Raw genomic sequence first — 21,702 nt, 5'->3', positions numbered from 1 at the left:
CGAGATGGCGGATCGCCCCCGCCCCAGGCATCTACCTTGGCGCCGAGACCCGTCATGCACTAAGACTGAAACCGGACCACCCAATAGGGGCAGGCCATATCCGGGTGAACAAACACCAGACAAAAGTGTCCCACTTTCAGCGGCGGTTGGAGATGGTGGAACAAAAATAGGGCCTAAATCACTGAAAGGAAGCAGCAAAATTCAGAAATGGTGCCCGGGGGCGGAATCGAACCACCGACACGAGGATTTTCAATCCACTGCTCTACCCCTGAGCTACCCGGGCACGGGGAAGCGCTGTGTCCAGCGCTTCGGGTGGGCGGTTGGTAGCCGAGGTGTCGGGGAGTGTCCAGTGGGTTTTTTGCGAAAACCGCAATTTGGCGAGCGCTTCCATTGCACCGCGCTTGGCGCTAGGTCCTGACAGTATGAGCCAGACTTTCACGACCCTGCACGATCTCTTTTCCCACGGCTATGACAGCGTGATCGATGTGCGCAGCCCGTCCGAATTCGCGGAGGATCACGTGCCCGGGGCGCTCAGCCTGCCGGTGCTCGACGATGCCGAGCGGTCGCGGGTGGGCACCATGTACAAACAGGTCAGCCCGTTTGACGCGCGCAAGATCGGTGCGGCGCTCGTGTTCCGCAACGCGGCGCAGCATGTCGAGACGCGCCTTGCGCATCATGACGGGGCGTGGCGGCCCCTTGTCTACTGCTGGCGCGGGGGCCAACGGTCCGGTGCCTTTGCCTGGATGCTGCGCGAGATCGGCTGGCGGGCCGAGACGATCGACGGGGGGTATCGCAGTTTCCGGCGGCTCGTCGTCGAGACGCTGTATGACGCTGCGCTGCCCCACCGCTTCCTGCAGCTGGGAGGGTATACTGGCACGGCCAAGACCGCGCTTCTCCCGCGACTTGCGGCGCGCGGGATCCAGACGCTCGACCTGGAGGGTCTCGCGCAGCATCGCGGCTCGCTCCTGGGTGATCTGCCCGGCGGGCAGCCAAGCCAGAAGGCGTTCGAGACACGGCTGGCGCAGCAACTCTCGGCGCTGGATCCGGCAAGACCGGTGGTGGTCGAGGCCGAGAGCAGCAAGATCGGGGCGCGCCTTGTGCCGCAATCGCTCTGGGCGGGCATGAAGGTTGCCCCCTGGATCGAGGTAGAGGCGCCGCTCGACGCGCGGGCGCGTTACCTTGCGGAGGCCTACGCGGATATCCTCGCGGATGCGCCGACCCTGCGGGCGCGGTTGGATCCGCTGCGCTACCATCGCGGGCATGCGCTGGTTGACGCCTGGAACGACCTGATCGCGCGTGATGCTCGGGTAGAATTGTGCCGTTCGCTGGCCGAGACGCATTACGATCCGGCCTATGACAAGGCCAAGAGTGCCACTGCCCCTCGCATACTCGCGCGCCTGTCGGCCGAGGGGTTGCAGGCGCCGCAGCTCGATGACCTCGCCGACCGGATTGCCGAGACGGTTCACTCCGTGACGATCTGACCCGGCTCCCCGGTGATCTGGCCGATATGGGCCGCGACGTGGCCCGCGGCTTGTAACGCGGCGAGGCGCGGGGCGGGATCGCCGGGCACGGCCGCCAACAGCCCGCCCGCCGTTTGCGGGTCGAAGAGCAGATCGCTGCGCGGGTCCTGCGGAAGGTCGGGCAGGATGCGCCGGTTCTCGGGGTAGAGCGTGGAACGGGTGCCGCGCGCGGACAAGTCGAGCGCGCCCTCCATCAGCGGGATTGCGTCCAGTGCCAGCCGTGCGCCCGTGCCGGAGGCGGCGCAGATATTCATCAGGTGCCCGGCAAGGCCGAAGCCTGTCACATCTGTCATGGCGTGGGCATCAGCGAGGATCCGCGCGGCATCACTTTGGTCGCGCTGCATGTGCTCCAGCGCCTCGGTCACCCATTGGCCCTTGGCGGCCCCGGACATGAGACCCGCCATGATCACGCCGGAGCCCAGCGGCTTGGTCAGGATCAGCGCGTCGCCGGGGCGGGCGCCGGTCAGGCCGATGGGATCGGCGGCACTCAACCCGGTGACGGTGAAGCCCAGCGTCATCTCGGCCCCGAAGGAGGAGTGGCCGCCCACGATCGGGGCGCCTGCCGCATCGAACACGGCCCGCGCGGCCTGCATGATATCGTTCAGCGTGCGCTCGGTCAGGTCGCGGGACATGCGCGGCAGGATGACATGGGCCAGCGCGGCCTGAGGCGTCGCGGCCATGGCGTGGATATCGCCGAGCGCGTGCACCGCCGTGATCCGCGCCATGAGCACAGGATCGGGCAGGAAGGCGCGCAGGTGGTCCGTGCTGATCACCTGCCGGGCGCCACCGGTCAGCAACAGCGCAGCATCGTCGCCCGGCCGTCCGGGGATGTCCGCGCGCTCCGACGGCAGGCCGGCCAGCGCCGGTCCAAGCGCTGATTGACCCAGCTTGGCCCCGCATCCGCCACACATCGGTTTGGGCCCGAGCGCCTCCTTGACGCCTGCGGCATGTTCGGCCGGCAGATCGGGCAGGGCCATCTGCGGCAGGTCGCGAAACTTGTCCATGAAAGCCTGGTCGATCCGGTCCTTCCACCGCCAGACCCATTGGCCGGAAAAGGCCAGCCCGAACCGTGTGCCCAAGGCGGCCTTTTCGCCGAGCGAGACCAGCTTTAGGTAGTCCGCTTGCGGCCTGTAGTTTTTGGACGTGCCGCGCCCGGAAAGCGCCTGCCGCAGGTTGTGATACAGCGTCTCGGCCTGTCGCACGGCGTAGACCCCGGCCTTGGGGCGTGGGGCGTGACGCATATGGGCGCAGTCGCCGACCGAGAACACCGCCGGATCGGAGGTCTGCAGTGTGGGGCCGACGGTCACGAAGCCCTCGGTCAGGTCCAGACCCGTCTCGGCCAGCCAGCCATGCGGGCGCGCCCCGGCGGCACCGCAGACAAAGCCGGCGGTGATCCTGGCACCGCCATCCAGCGTCACGCCGTCTTCCTCCACTGAGGTGACCGTCGCATCCTCGTGGATTTGGATGGCCAGGTCGTCCAGCGCCTCTCGCACGCGGTGTCGTGCAGGGCTTGCCATGTCGGACAGGATCTTGCTGCGGTCGATGAGGTGCACCTGCCCGCGCAGGCCGTTGCGCCGCATGGCGTGGGCCAGGGCCATGCTGATCTCGGCCCCGGCGACACCGCCACCGAGGATGACGACATTCGCGTCTTCGCCACGGGCAAGAAAGGCGGACCAGGCTTCCGCAAAGGGGCCGAGCGGTTTGGCCGGCACGCCGAAACTGGCAAAGCCGGGCAGGTCCGGCATGGCGCTGGTGATGCCGATATCGATCGAGGCCACGTCGAAGCGGATCGGTGGTCGCCCTGGCACGTGGATCTCGCGCCGTGTTAGATCCAGCGCCTCCGCCGCACCGATGACGCAGATCGCACCGGCCGCCTGGCAGAGGCGGACGAGATCGATGTCCAGCATCTCGCGGCTGTAATGCCCGGCAAGATAGCCCGGCAGCATGCCGGAATAGGCCGCCACGGGGTCGGGATTGATCACGGTGACACGCGCGCCGGGCAGGGGCGACATCAGCCATTTTCGCAGGACCAGAGCATGGGTATGCCCGCCGCCGATCAAGACCAGATCGCGTGTGAGTGGTAGATTCTGCGCCTGCATGACATCCCCGGTCCGGTCGTGGCAGGGGCGCCTTGGCCCCGACGCGCACAGTTGCCCGGTTTCGTGGTGGGTTTGCAAGGCGCCGTGCCGTCGCGTGTCTTGGGTGGCCCATGATCAGAACAGCTCGATGGCCGGGAAGGCCGGCGCCGGTTTCGCAGCGGGCCGCGGCGGGGCGACCCGGTCGACCGGTCCCTCGACAAGCATCTGGCGGGCAAGACCGCTGACCGGCCAGAACCGGATCCTGCGGGCGCAGACGCCGCCAAGGCTTTCGGCGCGACAGGGAATCCGTTCATCCGCGAGGAAGCGGCGCGCGAAGGCGGCATTCTGGGCGCCGATATCCCGGACATTCCCGATCATGCTGGCCCCGCCGAACATCTTGGCCTGCAGGCGGTCGCGCGCCGCGCCGCGCTTGAGAAGGCCGTTGATCAGCAGTTCCATCGCGTAGGCGCCGTAGCGCACATTCGCGCCGGCCTCTCCCGGGCGGCTGGGCAACAGGAAATGGTTCATGCCGCCAATGCCTCGCCCGGTGTCGAACATGCAGACCGCCACGCAGGAGCCGAGCACCGTTGTCAGCATTTCGTCGGGATCCTCGGAAATGGCGTATTCGCCCTGGACCACGTTGGTTGTCTTCTGTCCGTGCGGTCGGGGCATGTCAGGGCCTCGCATTCTGCGGTTGGGCGCGCATGTGGCCCGACAGTAGGGCCTTGCCGATCCTGTCGAGGGGCAGGGTGATCTGAGCAGCCCCCAGTTCGACCGCGGCGCGGGGCATGCCGTAGACGACCGAGCTTGCCTCGTTCTGGGCCACCGTCAGGGCGCCGGCGTCGCGCAATGCCTTCAACCCCTCGGCGCCGTCGCGGCCCATGCCGGTCAGCAAGGCGGCGCTGATACGGGTGCCAAGACGCACCGCGGAGTGAAACAGCATGTCGACCGAGGGCCTGTGCCCCGAAACTGGCGGGCCGGGCTGCAGGCACAGGCGCAAAGGCGGATCGGGCGAGATACAAAGGTGTTCACCCAGGCCAGCCCCGATCGTGACCTCGCCCCGGCGCAACGGGGCTGGGGATCCGGCCAGCCTGACTGTCGCGGCGGATTGTCGATCGAGCAGGTCGGCGAGGCTCGCGCCGAAGCCGGTTCCGGTATGCTGCACGATCAGGGTGGGCGGGCAGTTCCGATCGAAATCCGACAAGACGGTGATCAGGGCGTCCACCCCGCCGGTGCTGGCGCCGATCAGGATCACGCGCTCGTTTTTTTCTGGCGCGTGGGTGTCCGTCGCCGACGGTTCCTGCGCAAGCGGCGTGATTGCATCGGATGTCGGATCGTCGGACCGTCGAGCCGGGATGACGTGCGGCTGCGAACCGGCACGGGTCAGGGACAGCAGCCGGCTCTTCAGGTCTCCGACCGGGGCCGTGCCGCAAATGGCCATCAGGTCGGTTCGCCGTCGGCCGGCCATCTGTCGCCAGAAGGCGGGCGTCTGCGGGAACTGCGCGGCCGTGATCACCAGCCAGCGCACGTCATGCGCAGAAAACAGCGCGCGCATGACCTCGAATTCCGGCAGTCGTGCCAGGGCTTCCGCGATGAGTACGGCGTCGGGCAGACGGTCCTCGACCTCGGCAAAGGTGCCCATCAGGTCGCTGGCACGGGCGACAACCCGGAACCCGGTCATTGCATCGACGGCCCGTGCGAGCTTGGCGCCTTGTGCCGGGTTCGGAGCGGATATGATGACGGTCTTCATCCGGATGCGGCACCTTTGTTTGTCTGCCCTGCGGTCATGATCAGAACAGCTCCATCGATCCTGTCGGGTTCGCGATGGGCCGTTCACCACGCAACCGCGCGGACAGGTCTTTCAGCTGGATACGATCGAGCGGGTCGGAGAGAGACACGCGCCCCTCGCAATTTGCCGTCAGGCAGAGGTCGTGCAGGAAATCCGCCAGTGCATCGATGGATTGGCGCGTGACGTCGATTTCCTGAAGCATCCTGATGCCATCGCCGCTTACAGAAGGGCCCGGCGCGAGCAGAAGCGTTTCGACACCGTCCTCGAGATTGCGCAACCGGTCGGTCAGGATATGCAGTTCCGATACGACGCGCATTGTGACATCGGCGAGTGGCACTCTGTCCCGGTCCATGCCGGTCACAGGCGCCCCACCACGCTTTCGATGCATTTCTTCATCGAATCCGAGGTGAAGGGCTTCTTGATCATGTTGTTGAGGCCGAGGCGTTTTGCCTCGGCCACGATTTCGGGCGTGGGGCGGCCGGTGACGAGGATGAACCCGGTCTTCTGTGTCGCCGGGTGCGTACGTACCGCTTTCAGCAGACCGAGCCCGTCAAGACCGGGCATGTTGTAATCCGAAAGGACAAGATGCACGGGAGATTTCGCCAAGGTGTCCAGCGCCTTGCGCCCATCATTCTCGGTCACGTAATTCTTGATCCCGATATCGTCGAGCGCCTGGGTGATCAGTCCGCGGCTGGTGGCCATGTCATCCACGACCATGACGCGCAGGCTTTGCTTGATGCTCATCTATTCCTCCGTTGGCGAAAGGGCGCTGGCGGCGTCGATTTTCTGGTAGGTCGTGATCCCGACGGGTTTGAGTTGCCGCGTCGCCAGCCCGGTGACCCGTTCCGAGTGACCGATGAAGAGCAGCCCGCCCGGTTCCAGAATGTCGCAGAGCCGCGCCCAGAGGGTCTGCTGCGTGGGCTGGTCGAAATAGATCGCGACGTTGCGGCAGAAGATGGCGCTGAACGGCCCGCTGAACGGCCATTGCGAAATCAGGTTCAACTCCGCGAAGGCAATATGTGACAGAATGGAAGGCGACATCTGCCAGGCCTTGGGGTCAATGCCCGATCGGTCGAGCCAGCGTTTCCGGTCATCCGGCGACAGGCCGGACAACTCGTCCTCTGTGAATGTTCCTGTGCGGGCCTTCTCGACGATCTTGGGGTCGATATCAGTCGCCAATACCTTGAAATCAGTCTGACCCGGATCGAGCCCGCCGGCCAGCGCCGTCATCACGATGGAACAGGGTTCCTGTCCGGACGAGCAGCCGGCAGACCAGATCCGAATACGCCCGCGCGCCGCGACGTGGTCGCGCAAATGCGCGGTCAAAATGTCGAAATGGTGCTTTTCGCGGAAGAAGCTGGTGACATTTGTCGTGAGCGCGGAGATGAGTTCAAGACGTTCCGCCTCTTCCGCGCGATCCTGCAGCAGGGTGAGGTACTCCTTGAAACCCGCCACCCGACGAGCCTTGAGGCGGCGCGACAGGCGTGAATGGACGAGTGGTTTCTTGCTGTCGGCAAGGTTCAAACCGTAATTGCGTCGAGCGAGCGCGGCGAGCGCGCGGTAGTCGCTGTCCGAGAAGATCATGTCTCCGGTTTCGATCCCGGTGCTCATGTCTGGACTGGTCCTTGCGTGTCGAGCACGGCGTCGAGATTGACGACGCGCACCATGGACTGGTTGACCGAGATGACGCCGAGAATGCTGTTGCGGGTCGCCTCGGACTTGATGTCCGGGGTTTCCTGGATCGCGGAGGTCTCGACCGACAGGATTTCGGAGACGGATTCCACTAGCAGCCCGACCGTCATGCCGGACACGGTGGCCACGATGACGACATTGCGTTCGTTGGCGGGCGTGGGCCCCAGTCCGAAGCGGGCCGCCAGGTCGAAGATCGGGATCACCGCGCCCCGCAGGTTCATGACGCCCAGCACGTCGGAGGGCGTGTGAGGCAAGGCGGTGACCGGCGTCCATCGGCGGATCTCGCGGATCTGCGTGATCTCGAGGCAATAGCTCTGCTGCCCGGCGGAAAACGTGATGAATTCGAAGAGGTCGTCGGTTTTCTGTTCTGCTGTTTCAGACATGTCCAGGCTCCGGCATCAGTTTGGTCTCCGTCCCCTCGGGCTCGGACAGGCGCGAGAGTTTGATCAGCTCGTCGGGATCAAGGATCAGGGCAATCTTGCCGTCGCCGAGGATCGTGGCGGCCGAGACACCGGGGATGGCGGCGTAGTTGCTCTCCAGGCTCTTGATCACGACCTGGCGCTGGTCGTGAATCCCCGTCACGCGCAGCGCGGTCAGGCCCTGGGTTTCGGTCGAGACCAGCAGAAGGATGCTTCCGCCGCGATCCGCATCGCCCGCGTCGAGGCCGAGATTGGCAGCCACGTCGACGATCGGCACGTAGGATCCGCGGATCTTGACCACCTCGCTGGACGTGCCGATCACATGCGTGTCGCGCGCATTGGGGCGGATCGTCTCGAGGATAGAGGCGATTGGCACGACCATCGTCTCTTTCGCGACCGAGATCACGAACCCGTCCATGACGGCCAATGTCAGGGGCAGGACGATGGTGAAGGTCGTGCCCTTTTCGGGTATCGAGGTGATGGAGATCCGGCCGCCCAGGGCTTGTACCGCGTTCTTGACCACGTCCATCCCGACCCCGCGGCCGGAGAGGTTCGATACCTGGTTCGCCGTGGAAAAGCCCGGCAGGAACAGCAGGTTGTCGATTTCGGGATTGGTGAGCTCAACCTCTGGTGCGACGAGGCCCTTTTCCCGTGCCTTGCGCAGGATGGCCGCGCGGTCGAGCCCGGCACCGTCATCCGCGATCTCGATGAAGACACTGCCAGAGCGGTGCGAGGCCGAAAGGCGGATCGTGCCCTGCGCCTCCTTGCCCCGTTCAAGGCGCCGCTCGGGGTGTTCAAGCCCGTGGTCCACGGCGTTGCGGATCATGTGTGTCAACGGATCGGCAAGGCGTTCGATCACGGTCTTGTCGACCTCGGTCGAGTCGCCGACGGTGACCAGCCGCGCCTTCTTGCCGGTCGCGTCCGAGGCTTCGCGCACGATGCGCGACATGCGCTGGAAGAGCGGTTTGACCGGCTGCGCGCGGATCGCCATCACGCCTTCCTGAATGTCGCGGGCGAGCAGCTTGTAGGCCTCGAGCTCATTGGTGAGATGGGCGACAGTGGGCAGGTCTAGCTCCTCGATGCGCTGCGAGATCATCGCCTGGTTGATGATCAGCTCACCCACCGTGTTGATCAGCCGGTCGACCCGGTCGAGATCCACGCGCAGCGTAGGTTTCGGGCCACGCGCCTCGGGCTTGGGCGGCGGCGGGGCTGCGGCGCTCTCAGCAGCAGGGGGGGCAGGTCGGGCGGCCGGCTGCGGCAGGTCAGGGGTCGGCAACTCTGCCTCAGTTGGGGCCGGCGGGGGCGCGGTCGTGATCTCGAGCGTGCACAGACCCTCGACGAATTCGAAGACCTCGTCGAGCGCGGTTTCCGGCTCAGCGGTTGTCAGCAGCAGGGTCCAGTCGAGACAGGAGTCCTGCGGATCGAACGCATCGAAAGAGGGCAGGCCGGAGAGGTCCAGCAAGACACATAGTGTCCCCAGCTCGGCGAGTGCATCGAAGAGCAGGAGAGGTTCGTGGCCATTCTCGTAGAGCGCGCGGGTCGGGGTGAAGCGGATGCGGTAGGTCTTTTCCGAGGCGGGGCCTGTCGCCGCCCCATCCGGCGCGCTGTCGGCTATTTTGGCCAGCGGGATCTCGGGCAGGCTTGCAGGCGTGTCGCCGCCGAGGTCGAGGCTGACGGCGTCGAAGCTGAACTCCTCCTCCTCGGAGGCCGGGCCGAGATAGGATTCAAGCGCCTCGATCAGCTCGCCCTCGGCGGCCGGATCGAGCGGGGTCTCGTCGCGTGCCGCGGCGACGAGGTCGGACAGCATGTCGCCGGAGCGGTGGAACAAAGCCATCAACCGGTCGTCGACCGAAAGGTCGCGGTCGCGCACCTTGTCCATCACCGTTTCGAACGTATGGGCGAAGGTGACGAGGCGGTCGAGCGCGAAGGCGCCGGCACCGCCCTTGATCGAATGGACCGCCCGGAAGACGGCGTTGACGACCTGCAGGTCGTCGGGCGCCTCTTCCATCTGGGCAAGCCCCTCGACCAGCGCCTCGAGCAGCTCCTCGCATTCCTCGAAGAAGGTATCCCGGATCGCGTTTCCCGACATCGGATCAGCTCACATGGCCGGTCAGACGGCGAAGCACCGAGACGAGCGAGGCATCGTCGAAGGGCTTCACGATCCAGCCCGTGGCTCCCGAGGCGCGGGCGCGCGACTTCAGCTTGTCCGAGCTTTCGGTGGTCAGCACGAGGATCGGCACATTGGTGCGGTTCGGCCCGCTGCGCAGCGTGTCGATCACGCCGAACCCGTCCAGATTGGGCATGTTGATATCGGTGATCACCACGTCGGGATCGACCTCGGGGAAGATGTCGACGCCTTCCTGCCCGTCGCAGGCGGAATGCACCTCGAACCCCGCGTTCTCCAGCGAGACGCGCAACAGGTTCCGGATGGTGCGCGAATCGTCGATCGCCAGGACCTTGGTCGTCATGCCTGCACCTCGCCGTCGAAATGGTCGCCATCCAGCCCCAGCCGTTCCAGCCCGTCGCGGAAGCCGGGCGAGAGATCGGTCAGCCGGAATTCGGCGCCATCCGCGGCCCATTGGCGCTGCGCCACCAGCAGCACCTGCAGACGATGCGCGTCGAGCCGGGGCACGTCGCGCGCCGAGATCGTCACCGGGGCATGACGCGCGCCGATCAGGAAGGGAATCAGCGGGTCCTCGCCCGAGCGGGCCCGGCCGGGACCGAGCGCATGGAAATGGATGTCTGGCATGGCGGTATCGTATCCCTCTTGGCGTGACACGTGTCCCGGTGCGGCGGGTCTGTGGGCGGTAGGGATACGCACGCAGTCTTAAGAAAGCGTTCGGAGTCGCCTCTCCGCGAGGGCCGCAAGCAGGCTGGCAAATCGAGGGAATGCCGTGGTTTTTATCGATCCGCCGCCGCCGGCCCCGGAACGCGCCCCCGCCCAGCCGGGGGCCATCGGAACGACAGGGCGCTTGACGCGCGCGCCGGGGCGGCTATCGCTGTCGCGCAATCACATGCAAGGAGGCCGTCGCCGTGCCGCTCGACAGAACGATCAAGATCGCCCCGTCCATCCTCTCGGCCGATTTCGCCAATTTCGGGCAGGAGATCCGCGCCATCGAGGCGCAGGGCGCGGATTGGGTGCACGTGGACGTGATGGATGGCCATTTCGTGCCGAACCTGACCTTCGGGCCGCAGGCGGTAAAGGCGTTCCGGCCGCATGTCCGCACCGTCATGGATGTGCACCTGATGATTGCGCCGGTGGACCCCTATATCGACGCCTATGCCGAGGCGGGGGCCGATGTGCTGACCGCGCATGTCGAGGCGGGCCCGCATATCCACCGCACCTTGCAGGCGATCCGCGGCGCGGGCATGAAGGCGGGCGTGGCGCTGAACCCCGGCACCCCGGCCGAGGCAGTGGCGCATCTGCTGGACCTGGCCGATTTGGTCTGCGTGATGACGGTCAACCCGGGCTTCGGCGGGCAGAAATTCATCGACCTGACCGGCAAGGTCCGCCGCCTGCGCGAGATGATCGGCGACCGCCCGGTCCATGTCGAGATCGATGGCGGGGTCGACCCGACGACCGCGCCGCTGGTCGCCGAGGCCGGCGCCGATGTGCTGGTGGCGGGCTCGGCCGTGTTCCGTGGCGGTTCGGTCGAGGCGCCCGAGGTCTACGGCAGCAATATTCGCACCATCCGCGATGCGGCCGAGGCGGCCCGCGCGGCGGCCTGATGGCGCGCATCGTCTTCGACCTGGACGGCACGCTGATCGACAGCGCGCCGGACATCCATGCGCTGGCCAACCGGATCCTGCAGGGCGAGGGCTGCGCGCCGATCTCCATGGCGCAGACCCGCGTCTTCATCGGCAACGGGGCGGGTGTCTTCGTGGCGCGGATGCGGGCGGCCGCGGGCCTGCCCGAGACTGCGCAGACGCGCCTGCAGGAGGCCTTTGTCGAGGGCTACCGCGATGCGGTGACCCTGACCGAACCCTATGCGCATGTCGTGGAGGCGCTGGACCGGCTGGCCGGGCAGGGCCATGCGCTGGGTATTTGCACCAACAAGCCGCTGACGCCCTGCAAGGCGGTGTTGCGGCATCTCGGGCTGGAGGCGCGCTTTGCCACGGTCTGGGGAGGCGACAGCCTGCCCGCGCGTAAGCCCGACCCGGCGCCGCTACACGCGGCCTTCGACGCGCTGGGCGATGGCCCGCGGCTCTATGTGGGCGACAGCGAGGTCGATGCCGAGACGGCGCAGCGCGCAGGCGTGCCCTTCCTTCTGTTCACGCAAGGCTATCGCAAGACAGCGGTCGCACAGATCCCGCATGACGTGGCATTCGACAGCTTTGCCGATCTGCCGGGGCAGGTGGCCGCGCTGCTGGACGCCGCCACCTGACAGGGCTCAGGTCACGCGCGAGCGGGTCTGGTAGGCGGGGTCGCGGTAAAGTTCGTCATCCAGCACCTTGGCCATGACGTCCACCGCCGCGCGCACGTCCGTCTCATCGAGATAGAGTGGCGTGAAGCCGAAACGCATGATGTCGGGCGCGCGGAAATCGCCGATCACGCCATGCGCGATCAGCGCCTGCATCGCGGCATAGCCGTGCTCGAAGGCGAAGGAGACCTGGCTGCCGCGCTGCTCTGCCGCGCGGGGCGAGGCGAGGGTCAGCTGCGGGCAGCGCGCCTCGACCTCGGCGATGAACAGCTCCGACAGCGTGATCGAGGCGGCGCGGATCTCTTCCATGGTGACGCCATCCCAGACATCCAGCGCCGCGTCCAGCGCCGCAAGCTGCAGGATGGGCGGCGTGCCCACGCGCAGCCGTTCGACCGACATGGCGGGGCGATAGTCCGGCTCGAAGGCGAAGGGCGCGGCATGGCCCAGCCAGCCGGCCAGCACCGGGGCGACGTCCTCGACCATGTCGGGGCGGACATAGATGAAGGCCGGTGCGCCCGGCCCGCCATTGAGATACTTGTAGGTGCAGCCCACCGCGAACTCGGCGCCGCAGCCCGCCATGTCCACCGGCACGGCCCCGGCACTATGCGCAAGGTCCCAGATCATCACCGCGCCCGCGTCATGTGCCGCGCGCGTCAGTGCGCCCATGTCATGCATCCGGCCCGAGCGGTAGTCGACCTGTGTCAGCATCACCGCGGCCACCTCGTCGGTGATCGCACCGGCCACCTCCTCGGGGGCGGGGGTGCGGATCTCGTAGCCCTGGCCCAGCAGATCCACCAGCCCCTGCGCCATGTAGAGATCGGTGGGGAAGTTGCCGCTGTCCGACAGGATCACGCGGCGGTCGGGGCGCAGCCGCAAGGCCGCGGCCAGCGCCTGGTAGACCTTGATCGACAGCGTGTCGCCGGTCGCGACGGAGCCCGCGGGCGCGCCGATCAGGCGGCCGATCCGATCGCCCACCTTCTGCGGCAGCGCCATCCACTCGGCGCTGTTCCACGCGCGGATCAGCTCGCCGCCCCATTCGCGGCGCATCACGGCCTCGACCCGCTCGGTCACGCCGAGGGGCAGCGGGCCCAGCGAGTTGCCGTCCAGATAGATCAGCCCCTCGGGCAGGTGGAAACGATCCTTGCGGGGCAGGGTCGATGTCATCTCAAAGCTCTCCTCTGACCGACCACAATTCGGGAAACAGCACCACGTCCAGCATGCGGCGCAGATAGCTGACACCGGCCGTGCCGCCGGTGCCGCGCTTGAAGCCGATCACCCGTTCCACGGTGGTCACGTGGTTGAAGCGCCAGCGGCGGAAGTAATCCTCGAGATCGACCAGCTTCTCGCCCAGCTCGTAAAGCGTCCAGTGCGCATCCACATCCTCGTAGACGATCTGCCAGCGCGCCTGCACCCCGGCATCGCCGGCATGCGGGCTGTCCAGCTGCGGCGCCGGGGCGGGCCGGTCCAGCGGGATTTCGCGGCAGAGCCGGTCGACCACAACGTCGTAGAAGCTGGGCCGGGCCAGCTCGGCCTGCAGCGCGGCATGCACCTCCGGCACGTGCTCATGCGGGCGCAGCATGTTGGGGTTCCGGTTGCCGAGGATGAACTCGATCATCCGGTACTGCCAGGACTGGAACCCCGATGATGGCCCCAACGCCTCGCGGAAGCGGGTGTAATCCGCCGGGGTCATGGTGCGCAGCACGTCCCAGGCGCCGTTCAGCTGCTCGAAGATGCGGGTCACGCGGGCCAGCATCTTGAACATGTGGGACATGTCATTCGCGATCAGCGCCTCGCGCGCGGCGGCCAGCTCGTGGATGGCCAGTTTCATCCACAGCTCGCTGGTCTGGTGCTGGATGATGAAGAGCAACTCGTCATGCGCGTCGCTCAGCGGGCGCTGCTGGTCGAGGATGCCGTCCAGCCGCAGGTAGTCGCCATAGGACATGGCATCGGCAAAGCGCATCCGCGCGCCGTCGGATTCGGGGTCGTAGGGGGTGTGGCTCATGTCGTCTCGCGCCTGTTTCGCGGCATTCTGCACAAATCCCCGGGCAGGGCCACCGATCTGCTGCGGAAAGCGGCAGCCGGCGCGACGGCTTTTCCGAGTAAAACGATCACCATTGACTAATCAGAGTGATTCAGTCAGATACTTGCGCAACACGACGTCGACCGGAGGGCGGGCATGACACAGGCACAGCGACAGCAGGGCGGATCCTGCGCCGGCACCCGAGGGGCCCGCGCCACGGCCCCGGCCGGCGGGGTGGCACTGCGATGACCCTGCATGTCAAGCCGCGCGGCGGTGCCGCGGTCGGCCACATGGCCGACCTGGACGGGGTCGAGGCCGCGGCGGTGCTGTGCCTGCGGCTATGGAGCGAGGCCGAAGCGCATGACCGCGCCCGCAAGGATCCGTCCGAGGCGCGCGCGCTGGATCTGTTCGCGCAGATCGCCCAGCTGATGGTGCGCTTCGGGCGCCGCCCCCTGATGCGCCACTCGGTGGGGTGTGTCTGCCTTGGCGCGGACGAGGCCTGTTTCGCCCAGCTGGTGGGTGCGGCCAGCGAAGGCGCACGCGAGGATGCCATGCTGATGGCCACGCTGATCGTGCGCCCCGACATGGCGCCGGCGCTGATCGCGCTGGCCGAAGAGTTCGGCCTGCTGCTGCGTCGCATGACGCCGCCGGCGGGTCACGGCGGCCAGGACCGGCCGAACACGCAAAGACTACACTAGGGGAGCTCCCATGAAGACGACGATGACAGCCCTGACGCTTGTGCTGACCGCAAGCCCGCTGCTGGCCGGGAAGGCCGAGGTCCTGACGACCTATGCCGATATCGCGCAGGCGGGGTACGAGGACAGCCTGATGAAGGCGCGGGCGCTGAACGACGCCGTGGACGCCCTGCTGGCCGATCCTTCGGCCGAGACGCTGGCCGCCGCGCGCAGCGCATGGCTGGAGGCGCGCGTGCCCTACCAGCAGACCGAGGTCTACCGTTTCGGCAACGCCATCGTCGACGACTGGGAGGGCAAGGTGAACGCCTGGCCGCTGGACGAGGGGCTGATCGACTATGTCGACGCCGCCTATGGCGGGGCCACGGACGAGAACGCCTATGCCGACCTGAACGTCGTGGCCTCCTCCAGCTTCACCCTGTCGGGCGAGACGGTCGATGCCGCGCAGATCACCCCGGCGCTGCTGGAAGAGACCCTGCACGAGGCCGATGCGGTCGAGGCCAACGTGGCCACCGGCTATCACGCGATCGAGTTCCTGCTCTGGGGGCAGGACCTGAACGGCACCGCGCCGGGCGCCGGAGAGCGCCCGTGGAGCGACTATGCCGAGGGTCAGGCCTGCACCAACGGAAATTGCGACCGCCGCGGCGATTACCTGAAGGCGGCGACCGAGCTGCTGGTTTCGGATCTGGAATGGATGACCGCCCAGTGGGCCGAGGGCGGCGCGGCGCGCGACACGCTGATGGCGGACGAGGATGCAGGCATCGTGGCGATGCTGACCGGCATGGGCAGCCTCTCCTACGGCGAGCAGGCGGGCGAGCGCATGAAGCTGGGCGTGATGCTGAACGATCCCGAGGAAGAGCATGACTGCTTCTCGGACAACACCCATAACAGCCATTACTATGACGGGCTGGGCATCCGGAACGTCTATTTTGGCGAATATGTCCGCATCGACGGCTCGACCGTGTCGGGTGAAAGCCTGTCCTCGCTGGTGGCCGCGGCCGACCCGGCGGTCGACAACGCCCTGCGCGCCGATCTCAACGCCACCATGATCGAGCTGGGCCAGATCAAGGCCGCGGCCGAGGCGGGCTTTGCCTATGACCAGATGCTGGAGCGCGGCAACGACGCCGGCGAGGCGCTGATCCTGTCCGCGGTCGACGCGCTGGTCACCCAGACCCGCGGGATCGAGCGTGCGGTGACGGCGCTGGGGCTCGACCAGATTGCGTTCGAAGGCTCCGACAGCCTCGACGCCCCGAATGCGGTCTTCCAGTAGGACCGCCCCAGGCCGGGGCGGTATCTCCCTTCCTCTGCCCCGGCCGATCCCTTCTTCCAACACCGGACACTGTGCCATGATCGTCTGCCATTGCATGAACATCACGGACAAGGATATCGACGCCGCCATCGACTGGATGCGGGCCTCGGATGCCGACACGCTGATCACGCCCGGAAAGGTCTACCGCGCGCTTGGCAAGAAGGCCGATTGCGGCGGGTGCCTGCCGCTCTTCGTGTCCACCATGGCAAGAAACGAGAATCTCGAGGTCCCGGCCGAGCTGCGCGCGCTGCGCAACCCCGGGAAATTCCGCCACATCCCCTAGCCAGATTTGCCCTTGCGAGACCGCCTTCGCGGCGTAACTCTTGGAAGATCACCAGCGAAAGGAGCACGACATGAAGGGCGACCCCAAGGTCATCGAATACCTCAACGCCGCGTTGCGCAGCGAATTGACGGCCATCAACCAGTACTGGCTGCATTACCGCCTGCAGGAGGATTGGGGCTTTGGCCGCATCGCCAACAAGTCGCGCGAGGAAAGCATCGAGGAGATGCACCACGCCGACAAGCTCGTCTCGCGGATCATCTTCCTCGAAGGACACCCGAACCTGCAGAAGCTCGACGCGCTGCGCATCGGCCAGACGCTGCGCGAGACGCTCGATGCCGATCTGGCGGCCGAGCATGACGCGCGCACGCTCTACATCGAGGCGCGCGATCACTGCGACAAGGTGGGTGACTATGTCTCCAAGAACCTGTTCGAAGAGCTGATCGCCGACGAAGAGGGCCATATCGACTATCTCGAAACCCAGATCGACCTTTACGAGAAGATCGGCGAAGAGCGTTACGGCCTGCTGCAGGCCAAGCCCGCCGACGAGGCCGAGTAAGGGCCCCTCCCGGCCGGGCGCGCCGTGCTGTGCCCCGGCCGCAACCCCAGAGGCATCATGCGAGCATTGCTCATCTGCGCCGCGCTGTCCGGCGCGGGCAGCCCGGCGATTGCCGGGCCCCCCGACCTGTCCGACCCGCACCTGAACATCGTCCCGCGCAGCGCCGAGGAGGCCGCGCGCGTCGCCGCCGTGACCGCGCCGACCCGGACCTTCGACGCCGCCGAGCGGTTCGAGTCCAATCCCGGCGGGGCGGCCACGGTGCGTGCGCGCAGCGATGCCGATGCCTTCTCGCTGCCCTCGGCCAATCTCGATTTCGAGGCAGAGCTGGACTTCCGCGTCGGCAACGGGCTGTTCCGCAAGCTCTGGGTGTCCTCGCCCGCCTCGACGCTGGCCTCGGACGGGCTGGGCCCGCTTTACAACGCGCGCTCCTGCCAGCGCTGCCACCTGAAGGACGGGCGCGGCCACCCGCCCGAGGGGCCGCAGGACAATCGCGTGTCGATGTTCCTGCGTCTCTCGGTGCCCTCGGACCAGTCCGGCATGAGCGAGATCGAGACCTACCTGGCCGGGCTGGGCGGCGCCACGACCCGGCCCGAGCCCACCTATGGCAGCCAGTTGCAGGATGTCGCAGTGCTGGGCCATGCCGCCGAGGGGCGGATGGAGATCACCTACGAGGAGATCGAGGTCGCGCTCTCGGGCGGCGAGACGGCGTCGCTGCGCAAGCCCACCTACAGCGTGTCGGATCCGGCCTACGGCCCGCTGCACCCCGACACGATGCTCAGCCCCCGGGTCGCCTCGCCGATGATCGGGCTGGGCCTGATCGAGGCGATCCCTACCGCCGACCTCCTCTCCGCAGTTGATCCCGAGGATGCCGATGGCGACGGGATTTCCGGGCGGGCGCAGGTGACGTGGTCGCTGGCCCATGACGCGCCCATGCTGGGCCGGTTCGGCTGGAAGGCCGGCAACCCCACCGTGCTGGACCAGAGCGCCAGCGCCTTTGCTGGCGATATCGGCATCTCGACCCCGCTGCACCCGCTGCCCTCGGGCGACTGCACTGCCGCCCAGGCCGCCTGCATGGACGGGCCGCATGGCGATGGCGACGACCGCGTCTTCGAGATCGGGCAGGAGGGCTTGGACTTCGTCGCCTTCTACAGCCGCAACCTTGCCGTGCCGGCGCGGCGCGACGTGGACGACCCGCAGGTGCTGCGCGGCAAGCAGGTCTTCCATGACAGCGGCTGCATCGCCTGCCACCGGCCGAAATATGTCACCCATCGGCTGGCCGATCGCGATGCGCAGAGTTTCCAGCTGATCTGGCCCTATTCCGATTTCCTGCTGCATGACATGGGCCCCGGGCTGGCCGACAACCGCCCCGAGGGGCTGGCGACCGGGTCCGAGTGGAAGACCCCGCCGCTCTGGGGGATCGGCCTGACCGAGCAGGTCAATGGCCACACCTATTTCCTGCATGACGGGCGCGCGCGCTCGCTGCTGGAGGCGGTGCTCTGGCATGGCGGCGAGGCCGAGGCCGCCAAGACCCGCGTGGTCGAGATGGAGCCCGAGGATCGCGCCGCCCTGATCCGTTTCCTGGAGAGCCTGTGATGCGCCACCTTTCTCTTGTCGCCTGTCTTGCCGCCCTGCTGGCCGGCCCCGCCACCGCCGGAACCGACGACGCCCTGGACCGGCATGTCCTGCCGGCCATGGAGACCTTTGCCGAGGAGACCGCCGATCTGTCACGGACCGCCGCGGCCGGGTGCGGGGCCGAGGCACTGCGCCCGGCCTATCATGCGGCGTTCGACGCCTGGATGGGGATCTCGCATCTGCGGTTCGGCCCGCTCGAGACAGGCGGGCGGGCACTGGCGATCGGATTCTGGCCCGACACGCGCGGCTTTGTCGCGCGCAGCGTGAACGGGTTGCTGCAGGATGCCGACCCTGTCGTCTCCGACCCCGAGGGCTTTGCCGAGGTCTCGGTCGCCGGGCGCGGGCTGTTCGCGCTCGAACGCCTGCTCTTCGAGGGCGACGAGGTCCTTGCGGATGACAGCTATGCCTGCGCCTATATCCGGGCCGTGGCGACCGATCTTGCCCGCACCGGGCAGGCGCTGCAGGCGGACTGGAGTGACCACGCGGCTCTGATGCGCTCGGCAGGAGAGGATGGAAACACCGTCTACCTGTCGCCGCGCGAAGCTGAACAGGCGCTCTATACCGCGCTCATCACCGGGCTGGAATTCACCGGGGATCAACGGCTTGGCCGTCCGCTCGGCACGTTCGACCGGCCCCGCCCGACCCGGGCCGAGGCGCGCCGCTCGGGCCGCTCGCTGCGCAACGTGGGCCTGTCGCTCGAGGCGTTGCGCGGGTTGGCGCGCAGCCTGTCCGATGTGCCGATCCCGCAGACCGAGGCCGCCTTTGCCGATGCGCTCTCCGTCGCGGAGGGGCTGGACGACCCGGTGCTGGCCGACCCGGCCGGGCGGCTCAAGGTCGAGATCCTGCAGCAGCGCGTGGAGCTCGTGAAGACCGCCGTCGCGGCCGAGATCGGCGCCGCGCTAGGCCTGTCGACCGGGTTCAACGCCACGGATGGCGATTGATGCGGCGGCGCGCCTTCCTGTCGGCGATGCTGGCCTCGGCCACGATGCCCGGGGCCAGCTGGGCCGATGCCGGCAGCCCGGCCTTCCTTGCCGCCGCGCGCGAGCCGTCGGGGGCATTCGCGCTGTTCGGGCTGTCGGCGACCGGGCAGGACCTGTTCCGCATCCCGCTGCCCGCCCGCGGCCATGCCGCTGCCGCCCATCCCGTCGCGCCCGAGGCCGTGGCCTTTGCCCGCCGCCCGGGGGCTTTCGCGCTGGTGATCGACTGCGCCTCGGGGCAGTTGCGCGCAAGGCTGGACGCGCCGGCGGGGCGGCATTTCTACGGGCATGGCGCCTATCTGGACGGGGGCGAAATCCTCGTGACGTCGGAAAATGGCATCGAGACCGGCGCCGGGGTGCTGGGCCTCTGGGCGCGCTCCGAGGGCTATCGGCGGATTGGCGAAATCCCGTCCGGCGGGGTCGGACCGCACGAGATTCTGGCCTTGCCGGGCGAAGTGCTGGCCGTGGCCAATGGTGGCATCCGCACCCATCCCGAGCGCGGTCGCGACAAGCTCAACCTCGCCTCCATGCGCCCGAACCTGGCCTATGTGTCGCTGTCAGGCGGCATTGAGGAGGTGGTGGAGCTGGAGCCCGACCTGCATCACGCCTCGATCCGGCATCTGGCGGCAGAGGGCGGGCAGGTGGCCTTTGCCATGCAGTGGCAGGGCGATCTGCCGGACCCCGCGCCGCTTCTGGGCCTGCACCGGCGGGGGGCGGCGCCGGTGCTGTGCAGCGCCGAGATGGGCGAGCAGATGTCGATGGACGGCTATGCCGGCAGCGTCGCCATGGATGCACGCCACGTGGCCATCACCTCGCCGAGGGGCGGTCGGGTCCATGTCTTTGACCGGCAGGGGCGCTTTGTGCGTGCCGTGCTGCGCGCGGATGTCTGCGGCATTGCCACGGGGGCGTGCGGGCTGGTGGTCACGGACGGGCAGGGCGGGATCGCCGCGCTGGACCCGGACCTTGCGCCGCTGGCGCGCGCCGCGCGGGCCTGGGACAATCACCTGGTCCGGCTGGGCGGCTGAGCCGGGCCGGGCGCGCTCAGAGCGCGGCCCAGTCGGTGAAGCGGTAGGTCTGCGGCTTCCTGCGGGTGCCGGGGATCGGGCTTTTCTGGGTGTCGCGGGTGGGGATGTCGTGCTTGGTCATGAGATCGGTCCTCCTGTCATACAGGATGCTCTGTCCCGCCGCCTCCCGACAGTCCGGCATTCCGGACGGTCGGGAATCCCCGACCCGTCAGGCGCTGCCGATCACGCCCTTCTTGAGGATGATGTTGCCGTAGAGCCGCGTCTCGCCGGTCTGAACGATGGCAAAGGCCGTACGCGCTCTGTCATAGAAGGCGAACCGCTCCAGCGAGACGATCGGTGCGGGGTGATCGGCGGTCGCGTCGAGGATCTGCTGGAACTCGGCCACGATCTCGGGCACCGCCGCGGCGTCATCCACCACCTGCATGGTCAGCGCCCGGTCGGGCATGAAACGGTCCAGCGGCATCAGCCGCAAGACCGCCTCCAGCGTGGCGGTGGCGGGAATGCCGTCCAGCCGCATGACCTTGGGCCCGAGGCTGCTGGCGGGAAAGTTCGCATCGCCGATGACGATCTCGTCGCCATGGCCCATGGCGCGCAGGCAGTGCAGCAGGTCGGGCGAAAGGATGGGGGGGATGTTGTGCAGCATGTGGGCCTCCTCGTTTCCGGGCGCAGTGAACCGCGCGCGCCGCCCCATCACAAGGGCTTTCCGGTCGGTCAGCGGCCCATTGTATCCCGGGGCCGGGCGCGGCACTGTGGCGCCGACAAGGGAGACGCGCATGGACATCCTCTTCACCGGTATCCTGATCGGGCTGGGCGGCACGATCGCCATGGACCTCTGGGCCCTGCTGCTCAACCGGACCCTGGGACAGGGCCTGCCCAACTGGGGCAATGTGGGCCGTTGGGTGGGGCACTTGCCGGGCCGGGTCTTTCACGACGATATCGGCGCCGCCACGCCGCTGCCGGGCGAGACCGCAATCGGCTGGGCCTTCCACTACGCGGTGGGCATCTTCTACGGGGTAATCTTCATGCTGCTGGTGGGGCCGGGCTGGGCGGCCGCGCCGACGTTCCTGCCGGCCTGGATCTTCGCGCTGGTGACGATCGCGGCGGGCTGGTTCCTGCTGCAGCCCGGCATGGGGCTGGGCTGGGCCCTGTCGCGGACCGAGACGCCGATGAAGGGCCGAGCCATGGGGCTGGTCGCACACACGGTCTTTGGCCTGGGCATGTGGGTCACGGCGCTGATCGTCTGAGGGCCGGAATCGCAAAAGGGCGGGGAAATCCCCGCCCTTCGATCT

At 67.6% G+C, this 21,702-nt stretch carries 24 protein-coding genes and 1 tRNA gene; 11 read left to right on the top strand and 14 right to left on the bottom strand.

The features are described from left to right. Positions 1 to 208: 208 nt before the first annotated feature. A tRNA-Phe gene (locus AVJ23_RS03705) sits at positions 209 to 283 on the bottom strand. A 139-nt stretch (positions 284 to 422) separates the two neighbouring features. Here AVJ23_RS03705 and mnmH point away from each other — a divergent pair. Then, a complete protein-coding gene (mnmH, locus tag AVJ23_RS03700; protein ID WP_058860767.1) occupies positions 423 to 1,481 on the top strand; it encodes a tRNA 2-selenouridine(34) synthase MnmH in 1,059 nt (352 codons plus the stop codon). On the opposite strand, the gene selD is transcribed toward mnmH, so the two are convergent. From selD to AVJ23_RS03650, 10 genes are all read right to left on the bottom strand, one after another. Continuing rightward, positions 1,463 to 3,619, bottom strand: coding sequence for a selenide, water dikinase SelD (gene selD, locus AVJ23_RS03695; protein WP_058860766.1), 2,157 nt, complete (start codon positions 3,617 to 3,619; stop codon positions 1,463 to 1,465). The two genes, mnmH and selD, sit on opposite strands and share 19 nt — an antisense overlap. 114 nt (positions 3,620 to 3,733) lie before the next feature. Further along, positions 3,734 to 4,270 carry a chemotaxis protein CheD gene (locus tag AVJ23_RS03690; RefSeq protein ID WP_058860765.1) on the bottom strand — a complete coding sequence of 179 codons (537 nt, stop codon included), beginning with the start codon at positions 4,268 to 4,270 and terminating at the stop codon, positions 3,734 to 3,736. Position 4,271: 1 nt separating this feature from the next. Next, the gene (locus AVJ23_RS03685; RefSeq protein ID WP_058860764.1) at positions 4,272 to 5,348 is read right to left on the bottom strand and encodes a CheB methylesterase domain-containing protein; all 1,077 of its coding nucleotides are present in this window, start codon (positions 5,346 to 5,348) and stop codon (positions 4,272 to 4,274) included. A gap of 40 nt (positions 5,349 to 5,388) precedes the next feature. Next, positions 5,389 to 5,739: a DUF8776 family protein gene (locus AVJ23_RS03680; protein WP_058860763.1), complete on the bottom strand. Its 351-nt coding sequence runs from the start codon at positions 5,737 to 5,739 to the stop codon at positions 5,389 to 5,391. Positions 5,740 to 5,744: 5 nt separating this feature from the next. Beyond that, complete coding sequence (locus AVJ23_RS03675; RefSeq protein WP_058860762.1) at positions 5,745 to 6,131, bottom strand: response regulator; 387 nt, start codon at positions 6,129 to 6,131, stop codon at positions 5,745 to 5,747. Then, complete coding sequence (locus AVJ23_RS03670; protein WP_058860761.1) at positions 6,132 to 6,998, bottom strand: CheR family methyltransferase; 867 nt, start codon at positions 6,996 to 6,998, stop codon at positions 6,132 to 6,134. It abuts the gene before it with no gap. After that, positions 6,995 to 7,462, bottom strand: a complete 468-nt coding sequence (locus AVJ23_RS03665) for a chemotaxis protein CheW (RefSeq protein WP_058860760.1) — start codon at positions 7,460 to 7,462, stop codon at positions 6,995 to 6,997. The genes AVJ23_RS03670 and AVJ23_RS03665 overlap by 4 nt, the downstream gene beginning before the upstream one ends. Then, positions 7,455 to 9,587: a chemotaxis protein CheA gene (locus AVJ23_RS03660; protein ID WP_058860759.1), complete on the bottom strand. Its 2,133-nt coding sequence runs from the start codon at positions 9,585 to 9,587 to the stop codon at positions 7,455 to 7,457. The genes AVJ23_RS03665 and AVJ23_RS03660 overlap by 8 nt, the downstream gene beginning before the upstream one ends. A gap of 4 nt (positions 9,588 to 9,591) precedes the next feature. After that, positions 9,592 to 9,966, bottom strand: a complete 375-nt coding sequence (locus AVJ23_RS03655) for a response regulator (RefSeq protein ID WP_058860758.1) — start codon at positions 9,964 to 9,966, stop codon at positions 9,592 to 9,594. After that, positions 9,963 to 10,247 carry an STAS domain-containing protein gene (locus AVJ23_RS03650; protein ID WP_058860757.1) on the bottom strand — a complete coding sequence of 95 codons (285 nt, stop codon included), beginning with the start codon at positions 10,245 to 10,247 and terminating at the stop codon, positions 9,963 to 9,965. Before AVJ23_RS03650 ends, AVJ23_RS03655 begins: the two co-directional genes overlap by 4 nt. Before the next feature lie 284 nt (positions 10,248 to 10,531). Between AVJ23_RS03650 and rpe the strand changes: the two genes are divergently transcribed. Together rpe and gph are read left to right on the top strand one after the other, a co-directional pair. Continuing rightward, a complete protein-coding gene (gene rpe, locus AVJ23_RS03645) occupies positions 10,532 to 11,227 on the top strand; it encodes a ribulose-phosphate 3-epimerase (protein ID WP_058860756.1) in 696 nt (231 codons plus the stop codon). After that, positions 11,227 to 11,883 (top strand): phosphoglycolate phosphatase, encoded by a 657-nt coding sequence (gene gph, locus AVJ23_RS03640; protein WP_058860755.1) that lies wholly within the window; start codon positions 11,227 to 11,229, stop codon positions 11,881 to 11,883. Before rpe ends, gph begins: the two co-directional genes overlap by 1 nt. Before the next feature lie 6 nt (positions 11,884 to 11,889). Here gph and kynU read toward each other — a convergent pair whose 3' ends face one another. Both kynU and AVJ23_RS03630 read right to left on the bottom strand, forming a co-directional pair. Beyond that, a complete protein-coding gene (gene kynU, locus AVJ23_RS03635; RefSeq protein ID WP_058860754.1) occupies positions 11,890 to 13,083 on the bottom strand; it encodes a kynureninase in 1,194 nt (397 codons plus the stop codon). A 1-nt stretch (position 13,084) separates the two neighbouring features. Then, positions 13,085 to 13,921 carry a tryptophan 2,3-dioxygenase gene (locus AVJ23_RS03630; protein WP_058860753.1) on the bottom strand — a complete coding sequence of 279 codons (837 nt, stop codon included), beginning with the start codon at positions 13,919 to 13,921 and terminating at the stop codon, positions 13,085 to 13,087. A gap of 263 nt (positions 13,922 to 14,184) precedes the next feature. Between AVJ23_RS03630 and AVJ23_RS03625 the strand changes: the two genes are divergently transcribed. The 7 genes from AVJ23_RS03625 (at position 14,185) to AVJ23_RS03595 (ending at position 20,413) form a co-directional block, all read left to right on the top strand. Beyond that, positions 14,185 to 14,637, top strand: coding sequence for a hypothetical protein (locus AVJ23_RS03625; RefSeq protein WP_058860752.1), 453 nt, complete (start codon positions 14,185 to 14,187; stop codon positions 14,635 to 14,637). A gap of 10 nt (positions 14,638 to 14,647) precedes the next feature. Continuing rightward, positions 14,648 to 15,901, top strand: a complete 1,254-nt coding sequence (locus tag AVJ23_RS03620) for an imelysin family protein (protein WP_058860751.1) — start codon at positions 14,648 to 14,650, stop codon at positions 15,899 to 15,901. Positions 15,902 to 15,977: 76 nt separating this feature from the next. Continuing rightward, the gene (locus tag AVJ23_RS03615) at positions 15,978 to 16,223 is read left to right on the top strand and encodes a (2Fe-2S)-binding protein (protein ID WP_058860750.1); all 246 of its coding nucleotides are present in this window, start codon (positions 15,978 to 15,980) and stop codon (positions 16,221 to 16,223) included. A gap of 70 nt (positions 16,224 to 16,293) precedes the next feature. Further along, complete coding sequence (gene bfr, locus AVJ23_RS03610) at positions 16,294 to 16,779, top strand: bacterioferritin (protein ID WP_058860749.1); 486 nt, start codon at positions 16,294 to 16,296, stop codon at positions 16,777 to 16,779. Positions 16,780 to 16,836: 57 nt separating this feature from the next. Continuing rightward, the gene (locus tag AVJ23_RS03605) at positions 16,837 to 18,372 is read left to right on the top strand and encodes a di-heme oxidoreductase family protein (protein ID WP_058860748.1); all 1,536 of its coding nucleotides are present in this window, start codon (positions 16,837 to 16,839) and stop codon (positions 18,370 to 18,372) included. Then, positions 18,372 to 19,352 carry an imelysin family protein gene (locus AVJ23_RS03600; RefSeq protein WP_058860747.1) on the top strand — a complete coding sequence of 327 codons (981 nt, stop codon included), beginning with the start codon at positions 18,372 to 18,374 and terminating at the stop codon, positions 19,350 to 19,352. Before AVJ23_RS03605 ends, AVJ23_RS03600 begins: the two co-directional genes overlap by 1 nt. After that, the gene (locus AVJ23_RS03595; protein WP_099045454.1) at positions 19,349 to 20,413 is read left to right on the top strand and encodes a DUF1513 domain-containing protein; all 1,065 of its coding nucleotides are present in this window, start codon (positions 19,349 to 19,351) and stop codon (positions 20,411 to 20,413) included. The genes AVJ23_RS03600 and AVJ23_RS03595 overlap by 4 nt, the downstream gene beginning before the upstream one ends. Before the next feature lie 208 nt (positions 20,414 to 20,621). Here AVJ23_RS03595 and AVJ23_RS03590 read toward each other — a convergent pair whose 3' ends face one another. Continuing rightward, on the bottom strand, positions 20,622 to 21,056 hold the full coding sequence (locus AVJ23_RS03590; RefSeq protein WP_058860822.1) for an RbsD/FucU family protein: 435 nt from the start codon (positions 21,054 to 21,056) through the stop codon (positions 20,622 to 20,624). Positions 21,057 to 21,186: 130 nt separating this feature from the next. Here AVJ23_RS03590 and AVJ23_RS03585 point away from each other — a divergent pair, with 130 nt between their 5' ends. Then, positions 21,187 to 21,657 carry a DUF2938 domain-containing protein gene (locus tag AVJ23_RS03585; protein ID WP_058860745.1) on the top strand — a complete coding sequence of 157 codons (471 nt, stop codon included), beginning with the start codon at positions 21,187 to 21,189 and terminating at the stop codon, positions 21,655 to 21,657. Positions 21,658 to 21,702 lie beyond the last annotated feature (45 nt).

Source organism: Pseudoponticoccus marisrubri, from assembly GCF_001482405.1.
Taxonomy (GTDB): Bacteria; Pseudomonadota; Alphaproteobacteria; order Rhodobacterales; family Rhodobacteraceae; genus Pseudoponticoccus; species Pseudoponticoccus marisrubri.
Note: the sequence above shows the minus strand (reverse complement) of the source record. Positions and strands in the feature narration are given on the sequence as shown.